The 14,004-nt window shown below is 74.7% G+C and carries 8 protein-coding genes and 1 pseudogene; 7 read left to right on the top strand and 2 right to left on the bottom strand.

Features of this window, described 5'->3' with window-relative positions; all coding sequences use genetic code 11:
• The first annotated feature begins 183 nt into the window (after positions 1–183).
• The 4 genes from PV419_RS42765 (at position 184) to PV419_RS42750 (ending at position 9,782) form a co-directional block, all read left to right on the top strand.
• Positions 184–3,108, top strand: a complete 2,925-nt coding sequence (locus PV419_RS42765; RefSeq protein WP_319698346.1) for a helix-turn-helix transcriptional regulator — start codon at positions 184–186, stop codon at positions 3,106–3,108.
• Positions 3,109–3,167: 59 nt separating this feature from the next.
• Positions 3,168–5,906: an AAA family ATPase gene (locus PV419_RS42760; protein WP_319698345.1), complete on the top strand. Its 2,739-nt coding sequence runs from the start codon at positions 3,168–3,170 to the stop codon at positions 5,904–5,906.
• Positions 5,896–8,727: a LuxR family transcriptional regulator gene (locus PV419_RS42755; RefSeq protein WP_319698343.1), complete on the top strand. Its 2,832-nt coding sequence runs from the start codon at positions 5,896–5,898 to the stop codon at positions 8,725–8,727. Before PV419_RS42760 ends, PV419_RS42755 begins: the two co-directional genes overlap by 11 nt.
• A 374-nt stretch (positions 8,728–9,101) precedes the next feature.
• Positions 9,102–9,782: a LuxR C-terminal-related transcriptional regulator gene (locus PV419_RS42750; RefSeq protein WP_415925502.1), complete on the top strand. Its 681-nt coding sequence runs from the start codon at positions 9,102–9,104 to the stop codon at positions 9,780–9,782.
• A gap of 8 nt (positions 9,783–9,790) precedes the next feature.
• Here the strand turns inward: PV419_RS42750 and PV419_RS42745 are convergent, their stop codons facing one another.
• Positions 9,791–10,510, bottom strand: coding sequence for a peptidoglycan-binding domain-containing protein (locus PV419_RS42745; protein WP_319698341.1), 720 nt, complete (start codon positions 10,508–10,510; stop codon positions 9,791–9,793).
• Between the two features lie 155 nt (positions 10,511–10,665).
• Here PV419_RS42745 and PV419_RS42740 point away from each other — a divergent pair, with 155 nt between their 5' ends.
• Positions 10,666–11,910 (top strand): FAD-dependent oxidoreductase, encoded by a 1,245-nt coding sequence (locus tag PV419_RS42740; protein ID WP_319698339.1) that lies wholly within the window; start codon positions 10,666–10,668, stop codon positions 11,908–11,910.
• A 39-nt stretch (positions 11,911–11,949) separates the two neighbouring features.
• On the opposite strand, the gene PV419_RS42735 is transcribed toward PV419_RS42740, so the two are convergent.
• Positions 11,950–12,324, bottom strand: coding sequence for an RNA-binding S4 domain-containing protein (locus PV419_RS42735; protein ID WP_319698338.1), 375 nt, complete (start codon positions 12,322–12,324; stop codon positions 11,950–11,952).
• A gap of 85 nt (positions 12,325–12,409) precedes the next feature.
• Between PV419_RS42735 and lpdA the strand changes: the two genes are divergently transcribed.
• Complete coding sequence (gene lpdA, locus PV419_RS42730; RefSeq protein ID WP_319698336.1) at positions 12,410–13,810, top strand: dihydrolipoyl dehydrogenase; 1,401 nt, start codon at positions 12,410–12,412, stop codon at positions 13,808–13,810.
• Positions 13,811–13,858: 48 nt separating this feature from the next.
• A pseudogene (locus PV419_RS42725) lies at positions 13,859–13,978 on the top strand (SpoIIE family protein phosphatase); the annotation flags it as partial.
• Positions 13,979–14,004 lie beyond the last annotated feature (26 nt).

Genomic DNA, 14,004 nt, shown 5'->3' with positions numbered 1-14,004 from the left:
TTCCGTCCCCGGGCCTCGTCATGCCGGTGCCCGCCGTGGCGCGAACACCGATTCCGTAAGACATCACCCATCACTGTCGTATTGGTTGATCACCTTCGTACCACTCGTGTAGTCTGATGATCGCAGTGAGTAGCACACTGTCCGGCTTATCGCAGCGAGTTGGGGCGCGAGGGGGCTACTGTGATGGACCGGACCGACGACGCCTGGTTACCCGGCGCCCTGATCGGGCGCGCCCGCGAGCTGGCGGCGCTGGGGGACCACGCCGAGGCGGCGCGCTCCGGACGCGCCGGTCTTGTGATCCTCTCCGGCCCGGCCGGTATCGGCAAGACCACTTTGCTGCACGCCTTCGTGAACGGCGGGGCGTGCCAGGGCATGACGGTGCTCCATGGCCGGTGCGGCGAGGTCGTCACCAACGCGGGCTACGGCGGCGTACGGGCCCTGTTCGGCGGCTTGCGGCTCACCGAGGCCGGGGACGAAGGCGTTCATGCCTCCCCGTTGCTGAAGGGCAGCGCCCGCCGCGCGCTGCCCGCCCTGCGGCCTTCCCCCGGCGAGGAGGAGCCGGGCACGGCCGCGACCGTCTACCCCGTGCTCCACGGGCTCTACTGGCTCGCGGTCAACCTGACGGCGCGCGGCCCGCTGGTGCTGGTCCTGGACGACGCGCACTGGTGCGACGAGCGGTCGCTGCGCTGGATCGACTTCCTGCTGCGCCGCGCGGACGACCTGCCGCTGCTGGTGGTGCTGGCCCAGCGCACCGAGACCGAGCCGGCCGCCCCCGGCGCGCTCGCGGACATCGCGGTCCAGCCCCGCTCCACGGCGATCCGCCTGGAGCCGCTGACCGAAGAGGGGGTCGGGGAGATGGTCGGGCGGGTCTTTCCGACGCCCGACCATCTCCCCGACACCGCCTTCGTCGAGCGCGTCGCGGCCGTCTCCGGGGGCAACCCCCTGATGCTCGCCAAGCTGCTCAGCGAAGTGCGGTCCATGGGGGCGTCGCCGGACGAGAAGGGCCTGGGCGCGGTGGCCGAAGTGGGCCAGGGCGTGGTCGCGCTGTCGGTACGCGCCCTGATGGGCCGCCTGTCCCCCTGGGTGCGCGATGTGGCCACCGCGATCGCGGTGCTCGGCGAGGAGGCGGCGGAGCACGTCGGGGCGCTGGCCGGGGTGCCCGCCGCACTGGTCGAGGAGGCGGTGGCGGCGCTGCGGCGCGCCGAGGTGGTGGCCCCCGACCGGGTGGACCTGGTGCATGACGTGGTGCGCTCGGCGGTGCTCGACTCGTGCGCGGCCGAGGAACTGGGCGAACTGCGGTCCAGGGCGGCCCTGCTGCTCAGCGACGCGGGGCGGCCCGCCGAGGAGGTCGCGGGCCAACTTCTGCTGGTGCCCGTCGTGGACCAGCCATGGATGCGGCGGGTCCTGCGGGAGGCGGCGGCGGGGGCCGAGACCCGGGGCGCCCCCGAGGCGGCGATCCGCTGTCTGTACCGGGTCCTGGAGGCGGAGCCGCACAGTGTGTCGGCGCGCGCCCAGCTGGCCAGGTCGCTGGCGGAGATCAACCCGCCCGAGGCCGTCGCGCTGCTGGAGGAGGCGCTGGCGCTGGCCGTGGACGTACGGGTGAGGGCGACCCTCGCCGTACAGCTGGGGTTGGTCTGTCTGACCGTGCAGCGGGCGCCCGCCGCCGTACGGGTGCTCGGCGAGGTCCTGGACGCGCTGGAGGCCGAGCTGGGATCCGACCCCCGCCCCGACCCCGCGGACCGCGAGCTGCGTGCCCTCGTCCAGTCGGTGCTGCTGATCACCGGGTGCGACGAGAAGGCGACGATCGCCGCCGTCCGCGGCCGTTTCGCGCGGATGGCCGCCCCGGCCGGGGACACCCCGGCGCAGCGCCAGACGCTGGCCATGATGAGCGTCCTGACGGCGATGGACGGCCGCTCGGCGGAGCGGGCGGTGCGTCAGGCCCGGCGTGCGCAGCGGGTGTCGGACGCCGCGACCGGCACCCTGCCGCTGATCTTCTCCGCGTTCACGCTCGGCCTCGCCGACGAGGCCCGGGGGGCGTTGGAGGCGCTGGACCGCTCGCTGCGCTACAGCCAGGAGAACGCGGCGGTGTGGACGTATGTGCTCGCGCTCTCCACCCGCTCCGTGATGCGGCACTCGATGGGGGAGATCCCCGACGCCCTGGCGGACGCCCAGACGGCGGTGGAGATCATCGCCGAGGAGCGCTGGAGCGGCAATGTGACCATGCCGCAGACGGCGCTGGCCACCGCGCTCGTGGACCGCGGCGAGCCGGAGCGGGCCGAGGAGCTGCTGGAGCGCATCGCCCGGCCGAACCTGGACGGCTTCGTGATGGAGTACCACTGGTATCTGATGGCGCGGGCGCGGGCCCGGTGGGCGCTGGGCGACCGCGAGGCGGCACTCGGCCTGCTGCTCGACTGCGGCAGATCCCTGGAGGAGGCGGGGATCACCAATCCGGCGTTCGCGCCCTGGTGGGCCGAGGCGGCCTGTCTGCTCGCGGAGCTGAAGCGCCCCGAGGAGGCCGGGGACCTCGTCGAGTGGGGCGCCGAACCGGCCCGCCGGTGGGGGACTCCCCGCGCGCTCGGGCTGGCCGCGCTCGCCCGGGGCGTGACCACCAAGGGGCGCCCGGGCGTCGAACTGCTCGCAGAGTCGGTCGAGCTGCTGTCCCGGTCGCCCGCCAGGGCCGAGCACGCCCGGGCGGAGTACCTGCTCGGCGGGGCGCTGCTGGAGGCGGGCGACCCGCGCGGCGCGCGGGAGCATCTGCGGACCGCCGCCGACCTCGCCTGGCGCTGCGGGGCGCTCGCGCTCGCCAAGGAGGCCCGGCGGCGGCTGGTGGCCTCCGGCGGCCGGATGCGGGAGATCACCACCTCGCCGGTCGACCTGCTGACCGGCATGGAGCGCACGGTCGCGGGCCTCGCCGCGGCCGGGGCGGGCAACCGTGAGATAGCGGAGTCGCTGTTCATCACGGTGCGCACCGTGGAGATGCATCTGAGCAGCGTCTACCGCAAGTTGATTGTCGGCCACCGCACCGAGCTCGGCGCGGCGCTGCGTTCCCCGACCGTCGCGGGCCCCCAGGCGCCCGCCTGGGTCTCCGCGTCCCGCGGCAGGCGCTGAGCGGTGAGCCCTGCCGTTCGGGCACGCCCCGACTATAAACGCGGTATATAGTGCGCGCCATGCAGCTCCCCGAGTTCCCGCTCCTCGGGCGCGAACCTGAGCAACAGGTCCTGGCCGAGGCCGTCATCGCACTGAGCGCGCGGCGCCCGGCGGTGGTCACCCTGAGCGGCGCGGCGGGCTTCGGACAGAACGCGCTGCTGCGGTGGGCGGCCCGGCTCGCCGAGGACCGCGGCCTGCGCGTGCTGCGCGCCCAGGGCACCCCGGGCGAGAGCGACCTGCCCCACGCGGCGGTGACACAGCTGCTGGGGCCGCCCACCGACGCCGCGTCCGAAGGCCCCTCCGGGCGCGACGGGCCGTTACCGGGCCTGGCCGAGCTGCTGCGCACGGCCCGGGACCGGCCGACGCTGCTGGCCGTGGCGGACCTGCAGTGGCTGGATGCGGACTCGCTGCACTGGCTGCAGGCGCTGGTACGGCGGCTGCCCGGGGCGCCGGTCGCGGTGCTGGCCGGCGCCACCGGCCCCGTGCCGCCGGCCGACGGCGCTCCGGGGGTCCCCGTGACCCGGCTGGTGCTTCCGCCGCTGAGCCCCGCCCAGGTCGCGGCCGCGGTGACCCTGGTGTGCGGCGGCCAGGGGCAGGAACGGTTCACCACGGTGGCGGCCAAGGCCACCGGAGGCAACCCGGCGGTGCTCCACGACGCGCTGCGCCGCTTCGCCGACGCCGGACACGAACCGGCCGACGCCCGGGTGCCCCAGTTGCGCGCGATCGCGGCCGCCGCCGCCGCCGACCACGCCACCCGCGTGCTGCGGGGTCTGCCCGCCCCGGCGGTCGCGGTCCTGCGCGCCCTGGCCGTCTGCGGCGACCTGCTGGACTTCCCCCTCATCTGCACGCTCGCCCGCCCGCGCCCGACGTACGAGGCGGGGCTGCGCGAGACGCTGGAGGCGACCGGGCTCACCGCCTCGGGCACCGGTGCGGCGCCGCGGCTGACCGGCCCGGAGGTCCGGGCCCGGGTGCTGGAGGAGATGCCGGCCGACGAGCGGGCCGACCTGTACGCACGCGCCGCGGAACTCGCCCACCGGGCCGCCGTGGACGACGCGGACGTCGCCCGGCTGCTGCTCGCCGCCCGCCCGATCGGGGCGCCCTGGGCCGTTCACGTACTGCGCAGCGCCGGTGCCGACGCGCTGCACGCCGCCGACCACGGTCATGCGATCGCCTGCCTGGCCCGCGCGCTGGAGGAGCCGCTGGACCGCGAGGAGCGGGCCCGGCTGAGCCTTCGGCTGGCCGCCGTCGAGGTGCTGGAGGCGCCGGAGGCCGGGGACCGGCGGTTCGCCGAGATCCTCCGGTCACCCGGCGCGGAGCTCGCCGGGGCGCGATTGCGCGCCGCCGACCTGGCGCTGGTCCGCGGCGGCGCCGACGTCGTACGGCGGGCGCTGACGGACGCGCTGCCCGCCGCGCGGGACGGTGAACGCAGCGCCCTGACCGCCCTGTTCTGGCTCGCCGAACTGGGCCGCCACGACGACACCGACCTGCTGCTGCACGAGGTCCCCCCGCTCCCCGCCCACCCGTCCTCGCCCGCCCAGGCCGGAGCGCGCGCCTGGCAGCTGGCCCTGCTCGGCGAGGACCTGCTCACCACCAGAGCGCTGGCCCGCAGCGCCTTCGCCGGCCGCGACCACGCCCACGCCGACGCCGCACTGCTGCTGCCCCGGCTGGCGGCGTGCCGGGCGCTGTGCCTGGCCGACGAGATGGACGAGGCCGGGCAGCGGCTGGACGCCCTGCTCACCGAGGCCCGGCGCGACCACGCCCGCGCCGCCACCGCGCTGGTGCTGACCGGGCGCGGCGATCTGAACCTGCGCCGCGGCCGGCCCGACCTGGCCGAGCGGGATGTCGCCGCCGCCGAGCGGGCCCTGCCGCACACCCATCTGCACCCGCTCTACGCCCCGTACGCGCGGGCCGTGCGGATCCTCGTCGCGCTGGAGAGCGGCGACCGCGAGCAGATCGCGGCGCTCATGGCCCTGCCCGACCCCGACGCGTCGTGGAACAGCATGGCGGGCGCCCATCTGCTGTTCGCCAGGGCGCTGGTGGACATCGCCGACGGCAAGCCGGTCGAAGCGATCGACCTGCTGCTCGCCGCCGGCCGGCGGCTGCTGCGCCTGCAGTACCTCAACCCGGCCCTGCTGCCCTGGCGTTCCATGGCCGCCCGGGTCTGCCACGCGCTCGGCCACCACCAGGAGGCGCACCGGCTCAGCCGCGAAGAGCTCGCGCTGGCCCGGCGCTGGGGCGCGCCGAGCGCCGTCGGCTGGGCCGAACTGGGCATCGGACGGGTGGCCCGCGAGGGACGGGCCGCCCGGCTTCGCGAGGCCGTGCGCACCCTCCGCGCCACCCCCGCCAACATGGCCTATATCGGGGCGCTGATCGAGCTGGCCACGGCGGAGCTGGACGCCGGTCGGCGGCGGGCCGCGGAGCCCCTGGTCGCCGAGGTGTCCCGGCTCACCTCGGCCCAGCCCGGCAGCAGACCGGCCGCGCGGGCGCGTGCGCTCGCCCAGCGGCTCGGCCAACCGCCCTGCGCCGAGGTCCGCGGACCGCACCCCGACTGGGCCGCGCTGTCCGACGTAGAGCGGCGGACCGCCACCCTCGCGGGCCTCGGGCACGGCAACCGGGACATCGCCGACATGCTCTCGGTCACCACCCGCACGGTGGAGCTGCGGCTGAGCGGGGCGTACAAGAAGCTGCGGATCAGCGGCCGATCCGAACTGCGTGAACTGGTGCGCTCGATGGAGGGCTACGACACGGATGTTGCATGAGCGGGACGCCGAACTGGCGCAGATCACCAGCGCGTTACGGGCCGCAGGCGAGGGCAGGCCGTCCCTCGTCCTGCTGACCGGCCCGCTCGGCATCGGCCGGTCCGCGCTGCTCCAGCGGCTGCCCGCGCGAGCCGTGAACGAGGCCGAGGGTGTGCGCGTGCTGCGCGCCAACGCCGCCCCGGTGGAACAGGACTTCGCCTTCGGCGTGGTGCGCCAGCTGTTCGACAGCCTGCTGGCGGGCGCCCCCCGGGAGCTGCGCGAGCGCTGGACGCGCGAGAGCGCCGCCTTCGCCCGGCTGGCCCTCGCCGACGAGGCCATGCCCGTGGACGACCGACCCACCGCCGCCTACGAACCGGTACTGAGGGCCTTGCGCTCGCTGCTGGAAGGCGTCTGCGCCGATGGCCCGCTGCTGATCCTGGTGGACGACCTGCAGTGGGCGGACACCCCCTCGCTGCGCTGGCTGGCCTACCTGGCCAAACGGCTGCCGGGGCTGCGCGCCGTCCTGGTGTGCACCCTGCGCGACGGGGAGCCCCGCGGCCGGCACCCCCTGCTGAGCGAGGTCGTCGAAGCCGCGACACACCGGCTGCGCCCCCGCCCGCTGTCGTCCGCGGCCACCGCGGAGTTGATCCGCGACCACTTCGGCGAGCCGGGCGAGACGGAGTTCATCCGCGCCTGCCACGAGACCTGCGCCGGCAGCCCGCTGTCGCTGACCTCCGTGCTGCTGGACCTGGCGGCCGCCGGTCACCGGCCGACCGCCGACCGGGTCGGCGCGGTCCGCGCGGCCCGCCCCCCGGACCTGCGCGAGCGGCTGGCCAGATGCGTACGCCTGCAGCCGCGGCCGGTACGCGCCCTGGCCGCCGCGATCGCGGCCTTCGGCGACCAGGGCGACCCCGAGCTCGTCCCCCGACTGGCCGACCTGGACCCGGTCGACTCCGCGGCGGCGCTGCGCGCCCTGCACGCGCTCGGGCTGGCGGTCGACGAGCGTCAGCCGCGGTTCGTCCACCCCGTCGTGGCGGACGCCGTCCACTCGTCGCTGGCCGTCGCGGAGCGGGAGCGGCTGCACGACCGCGCGGCGGAGCTGCTGTACCGCGCCGGGCGCTCCGACGAACAGGTCGCCGCCCAGCTGATGGAGGGCGTCACCTCCCGCCACCCGTGGTCGGTGGACGTGCTGCGGGCCGCCGCCGATGTGGCGCTGCGCCGGGGCGCCCCGGAGGTCGCCGTACGCTATCTGCGGCGCGCCCTGCTGGACGGCTCCCTGACCGGCGAGGGCCGGGCGCGGCTGCTGATCGACCTGGCCACCGCGGAGCGCGGCCTCGACCCGGTGGCGTGCGAACGCCATATCTCCCAGGCGATCCCCCTGCTCCCCACGGCAGGCCACCGGGCCGCAGCGGCGCTGCGGCTCACCCCGGCCGTCATGGGCCTGATGCGGCCCTCCGCCGTCGATCTGCTGCGGCAGGTAGCCGACGAGCTCGGCCCGCCGGACGCGCTGGCCGGAGCGGCGCGCGAGGTGGCCCTGCGGCTGGAGGCGCGGCTGCGCCAAAACGGCATCGACGACCCGGCGGAGCTGGCCTCGGCGGTGGAGCGGCTGGACGGGATGGGGCAAGAGCCGCCGACGGCCACGGCCGCCGAGCGCGAACTGGTCGCGGTGCTGGTCAGCGCCGCCACACTCACCTGCAGGCTGCCCGCGGCCGAGGTCACCCGGCTGGCGATGCGCCTGCTGGAGCGCGAACCGGTCGCGTCGGCGCGGGTGTACTCCGCGCTGCCGCTGGCCACCGTCGCGCTGGTCGCCGCCGACTCCGTCGACGCCGTCGGCTCCTGGCTGTCCGTCGAGCAGCGGATCGGCCGGTCGCGCGCCACCGCCACGGTCGGCACGGTCGTCGGCGGGTTTGGCCACCTCGAGCGGGCGATGGTGCTCATGGCGCGCGGCAGGCCGACCCTGGCCCACGCCCACGCCGAGCGCGCCCTGCGGCTGTCCGACGCCCACTGGCACGAACTCGGCGTCGCCGCCACCATCGCCCTCGTCCGCACGGCCCTGGAGATCGGCGACCCCGCGCTGAGCGAGCGGGTTCTGGACGAGGCCTCGCGGCGCACCTCCTCCTGTCTGCCCCTGGCGGCGGCCGTGCAGTTCCTCGGCGCGTCCGTGGACGCCCACCGCGGCCGCTGGGCCGCCGCCGTGGAGACCCTGATGGCATGCGGCCGCCGGCTGGACGCGGCGGGCTGGCGCAACCCGGTGCTGTTCCCCTGGCGACTGCGCGCGGCCGGCCTGTACCAGCGGCTGGGCGACGCCCGCTCGGCGTTCGCGCTCGCCGAGGAGGATCGGCTGCGGGCCGAGGAGTGGGGCGCGCCCGTCGCCCTGGGCCGGGCGCTGCGGCTCAAGGGCACGCTGATGGGCGGCGAGACGGGCGAGGGCCTGCTGCGCGAGGCGGTCGGCGTGCTGCGCGGCTCGGCCAACGAACTCGAACTCGCCCGTTCCCTCCTGCTGCTGGGCCGGCGCCTCGAAGGCCGCGCCGAAGCCGAGGACCTGCTGCGGGAGGCCGCCGCGCTGGCCGCCGAGTGCGAGGCGCCGTGGCTGGTCGAACGGGCCCGCAGCGGCGGCGGGGACGGCACCGTCCGGCTGGAGGACGCGCTGACCCGCACCGAGCGGCGGGTGGTGGCGCTGGCCGGCCGGGGACTGACCAATACGGAGATCGCCAAAGAGCTGGGCGTGACGTCCCGTGCCGTCGAGAAGCACCTGACGAATTCTTATCGCAAGCTGTCCGTATCCGGGCGGCGTGAACTCATCGCCGCCCTGCCGCGACTGCAGGCGGTCAAAGGGAGTTAACGCCGCTAATGCCCTGCCGCCCGGCCATGTCCCCACGGGTTTCCCGTGGTGTGTCCCGGCCCGGGGCCCGGCCGACGCCCCGCACCCGGTGCGGCGGACGGCCATGTTTCGGCGAGGCAACCTGATGGCCAGGTCAGAACGTTGACTATGGGTTCGGTGTGCTTGGCGGCGACACCGTACCGAACCACCGAAACCGCGGCCCGCGGACCGTACCATCCGCCGTACACACCACAGGATTTGCGACGCGCCGCCAGTGGACGTTGACTCCCGCGTCCGGGGCTACCTAGTCTCCGAACCGAAATATTAAATTGCACAACCACTATTTCGTTCCCGTTATTTTCCGGGGAACGGATCCCCGAAGGGACGGCAGGCCATTGGCGATTCCCGCGCCCGCAGACACAGCGATATCCCACGACGCAGGACGTGATCAGCTCGAGTACGCCGATCTCCTCGGGCAGTTCGACCAGCCGGGCGCGTGTGTGGCCCGCCTCGACGCCAACCTGCTCATCCAGCAGGCGAACCAGGAGTTCTTCCGGCAGTTCGGGGGCTCCTCCACGGACGTCTGCGGCCGCGCCTTCTGCGACCTGGCCCACCCCAGCCTGCGGCAGTCGCTCAAGCACCAGCTCACCCGGCTCGTCGACGGCAGCCGCCGCCGGTTCGCCACCCATGTCGTCGCCGTCGTGGCCGAGGGCACGGCGTTCACCAGCGCGCTCACGGCGGTCCCGGTACGCGGAGAGTCCTCCCGCGTCACCTCGATCCTGGTCGTGATGCGCTCCGCGGCAGGCCTCGAGGACGCGGACGTCGTCACCCCGCACAAGAAGGTCGTCACCGAGATCGAGGCGCGCATCCTGGAAGGCATCGCCGCCGGGGTCTCGACCGTCCCCCTGGCGTCCCGCCTCTACCTCAGCCGCCAGGGGGTCGAGTACCACGTGACGCGGTTACTCCGTAAGTTACGGGTTCCCAACCGGGCCGCGCTGGTCTCCCGCGCCTACTCCATGGGCGTGCTCGAAGTGGGCTCCTGGCCCCCGAAGGTCGTCCGCGACTTCGTCAAGTGATCGATCGTTCATGTCCGGGACTCCAGGTCGCGCCGGGTGGCGTCGCCGTACACCCCGTCCTCGTCGCCGCGTATCCCGTACCACAGCTGGAAGCGGGCCACGGCGGAGGCGAGACTCTGGTCGTACCGGCCGTTGACCGACCCGCCCGCGTACACATCCGGGATCCGCAGCAGCCGGGACTGGAGCTCGGAGACCTCCGGGCCGCTGTCCCCCAGGGACAGCACCGCGCCCTGGCCCTCCCGCCCCTCCCCGCCCGGCGGAGTGGCGGACGCGGTGGGCGCGGTGGGCGAGGCGGGGGCCGACGTGCCGCCGGTGGGGGTGCCGCTCCCCGGATCCGGCTGTGCCGCGGTGGATCCGTCGGCGCCGGGCAGGAGCAGGACCAGCGCGAGCGCGAGGGCCGCCCCGACCGCCCCCGCGGCGGCCAGGGCGGCGGGGCGCGACCGACGCCAGAGCGGTGACGCGGCCGGGGCGGCGGGCTCGGCGGCGGAGGTCGGCGGCTCGGCGGCCGCCCCCAGGCCGGGTTCGAACTCCTCGGTGTCCGCGTCGGCGATGTCATACGCGCGGGGCGGCGGCATCGCGACCAGCGGGCGGAAGAGGTCCAGATCCTCCATCCAGGCATCGGCCGGCGGGCCGTCCTTCCTGTCGGGCTTCACGACCGCACGGAAGATCCGGGTCGGCTCGATCACCTGCCGCCCGGTGGGCTGTTCGGGATCGGTTCCGGCAGCCATACAGACCTCCTCTTGCGCGCCACGCCGTCAGGACCGTCAGGACCGTCAGAAGGGCATACGGACGGGAGGCCCGGGAGACTCAACCGGGAGACGTCCTTGTCGGCTGCGCCCTTCCCCCCGGGTGCCGTGGCCGGTAGCCGAAGGGAGTGGAGACGATGGAACGCACGAGGTGTTGTGTGGTGGGCGGTGGGCCGGCCGGGATGGTGCTCGGGCTGCTGCTGGCGCGCACCGGTGTGGAGGTCACGGTCCTGGAGAAGCACGGCGACTTCCTGCGTGACTTCCGCGGCGACACCGTGCACCCGAGCACGCTGTCGCTCCTGGACGAACTGGGCCTCGCCGAGCGGTTCGCCGCGCTGCCGCAGCGGCGTGTGCACACCATCCAGCTGCCGATCGGCCCGGGCCGCTCGCTGTTCACGGTGGGCGACATCGGCGCGCTGCCGGTCAAGTACAACTATGTCGCGATGGTCCCGCAGTGGGATCTGCTGAACCTGCTGGCGGCCGAGGCTGAACGGGAGCCCTCCTTCCGGTTGCGCATGAGGACCGAGGCGACCTCCTTCCTCATGGAGCGCGGCCGGGTCGCGGGGGTGCGCTACCGCACCGCGGACGGGAGCACCGGCGAGCTGCGGGCCACCCTGACCGTGGCCTGTGACGGCCGGGGGTCGCTGGCCAGACGGCTGCCCGAACTGGGGCTGCGGGAGTTCCCCTGCCCGATGGACGCCTGGTGGTTCCGGCTGCCCCGGCACGAGGGCGACCCGCGGGGGCTGGTGGGAAACGCCGGTGACCGCTTCCTGACCGCCATGATCGACCGTGGGGAGTACTGGCAGTGCGCCGCGCTGATCCCCAAGGGCACCGACGCGGCCCGGCGCGCGGCGGGTCTGGACCGGTTCATGGACCAGTTCGCGGCGGTCGCCCCGTGGCTGGCGGACCGCACCCATGTGCTGCGGTCGTGGGACGAGGTGAAGCTGCTCGACGTACGGCTGGACCGGCTCCGGCGCTGGCACCGCCCCGGGCTGCTGTGCATCGGGGACGCGGCACACGCGATGTCGCCGGTGTTCGGGATCGGCATCAACCTCGCCGTCCAGGACGCCGTGGCCGCCGCCCGCATCCTTTCCGCGCCGCTGTCCGCGGGCACCGCCGGGGGCGGGGTCGGGCTGCGGGAGGTGCGCGAGGTGCAGCGCCGCAGATGGCCGACGGCCGTGGCGGCGCAGTCGCTGCAGCGGATCGCCCACGCGCGGGTCATCGAGCCGGTGCTGGCCGGCCGCACCCTGCTCGGCGACGGGTCCCGGCCGCCCCGGGTGGTGCGGGTGCTGAACGCGGCGCCCTGGCTGAAGCGGGCCCCGGCGTACTTCCTGGCCTACGGCGCGCGGCGCGAGCACCCGCCCGCCGCCGCCGTGCGCTGACTCGGGTCGGCACAGGGCGGCGGGTACGGCCCGGGCCGCTCAGTGGCCGCGCAGCCGCTCCATGTCGCGCCGGTCCCGCTTGGTCGGGCGGCCGGCGCCGCGGTCGCGATGGCCGACCACGGCGATTTCCTCGCGCGGGGGCGGGGGAGGGGAGTTGTCGACAAAGCATTCCGCCGCGACGGCCGCCCCGACCCGCTTGCGCACCAGGCGTTTCACCACGACGATGCGCTCGCGCCCGGCGTGGAAGAGCCGCACCTCGTCCCCGGGCCGCACGGCATGGGCGGCCTTGACGCGCTCCCCGTTGACGCGGACGTGGCCGCCTCGGCAGGCCGTGCCGGCCAGTGACCGCGTCTTCGTCAGCCGTACGGACCAGATCCAGCTGTCGACCCGCACGGGCCCTTCATCTGAAGCCATGCCTGAAGCCATGCCCTGACTCTATCGGCTCCGTCCGAGGCGGTACGTCCTGCTTTATCCGGGATTGCTGTCTAAGGTGCGACGCATGAGCGCACACTTTGACGTCGTGGTCCTGGGGGCGGGCTCGGGCGGCTATGTCGCGGCGATCCGCGCCGCGCAACTCGGCCTGTCCGTGGCGGTCGTGGAGGAGCGGTTCTGGGGAGGGGTGTGTCTGAACGTGGGCTGCATCCCCTCCAAGGCCCTGCTGCGCAACGCCGAGCTGGCCCATCTGTTCACCAAGGAGGCCCAGACCTTCGGCATCCGGGTGGACGGACAGGTGATCCTGGACTACCGGGCGGCCCACGAGCGCAGCCGCAAGGTCGCCGACGGGCGCGTCAGGGGGATCCACTACCTGATGAAGAAGAACGAGATCGCCCAGTACGACGGCCGGGGCACCTTCACCGACGACCGTACGCTGCGGATCGACCTGGCCGCCGGGGGAACGGAGACCCTCACCTTCGGCCACTGCGTGATCGCCACCGGCGCGATCACCAATCTGCTGCCCGGCACCTCGCTCAGCGAGCGGGTGGTGACCTACGAGGAGCAGATCCTCAGCCCCGAGCTGCCCGAGAGCGTGATCATCGCCGGGGCGGGCGCCATCGGCGTCGAGTTCGCGTACATCATGCGCAGCTACGGGGTGCGGGTGACGCTGGTGGAGTTCCTGGACCGGATCGTCCCGCTGGAGGACGAGGAGGTCTCCGCGGAGCTCGCGCGCCGCTACCGCAGGCTCGGCATCGACGTCCTCACCTCCACCCGGGTCGAGGCGATCAACGACTCGGGCCCCTCGGTGAAGGTCATGGTGGCCACCGGGGGCCAGCGGCAGACGCTGCAGGCCCAGGCGGTGCTGCAGGCGATCGGTTTCCGGCCCCGGGTCACCGGCTACGGGCTGGAGAACACCGGTGTCCGGCTGACAGAGCGGGGCGCCATCGCCGTCGACGCGTACTGCCGCACCAGCGTGCCGCACATCTTCGCGGTCGGGGACGTCACCGCGCAGCTGATGCTCGCCCACGCGGCCGAGGCGATGGGCGTGGTCGCCGCCGAGACGATCGCGGGCGCGGAGACCATGGAGCTGGACTACGTGATGATCCCGCGGGCGACCTTCTGCCAGCCCCAGATCGCCAGCTTCGGCTGGACCGAGGCCCAGGCCCGGGAGCGGGGCTTCGATGTGCGGGTGGCGAAGTTCCCGTTCACCGCGAACGGGAAGGCGCAGGGCCTCGGGGACCCGGTCGGCTTTGTGAAGCTCATCGGGGACGGCCGCCACGGCGAGCTGCTGGGCGGCCATCTGATCGGCCCGGAGGTCACCGAGCTGCTGCCGGAGCTGACGCTGGCGCAGCGCTGGGACCTGACCGCCCACGAGGTGGCGCGCAACGTCCACGCCCACCCCACGCTCTCCGAGGCGGTCAAGGAGGCCGTGCACGGCCTCGCGGGCCACATGATCAATATGTGAGCGGCCCGCGGCATGGCGTTGCTCGTGGTCGCCGCGGACGGCGCGCCGACCGGCCCCGGGGTCGCCGATGCCGCCTGTCTGTACGCGATCTACGACCCGGTCGCCCGGCGCTGCGGCCTGGCGCGGGCCGGCCACCCGCCGCCCGCCCTGGTCGACCGCTGGGGCACCTGCTGCACCAGGAGCGGCAAGGTCAT

The organism is Streptomyces sp. ME19-01-6 (assembly GCF_033793745.1).
Lineage (GTDB): Bacteria > Actinomycetota > Actinomycetes > Streptomycetales > Streptomycetaceae > Streptomyces.
The sequence above is the reverse complement of the archived record's forward strand: the minus strand, read 5'-3'. Positions and strand labels throughout refer to the sequence as shown.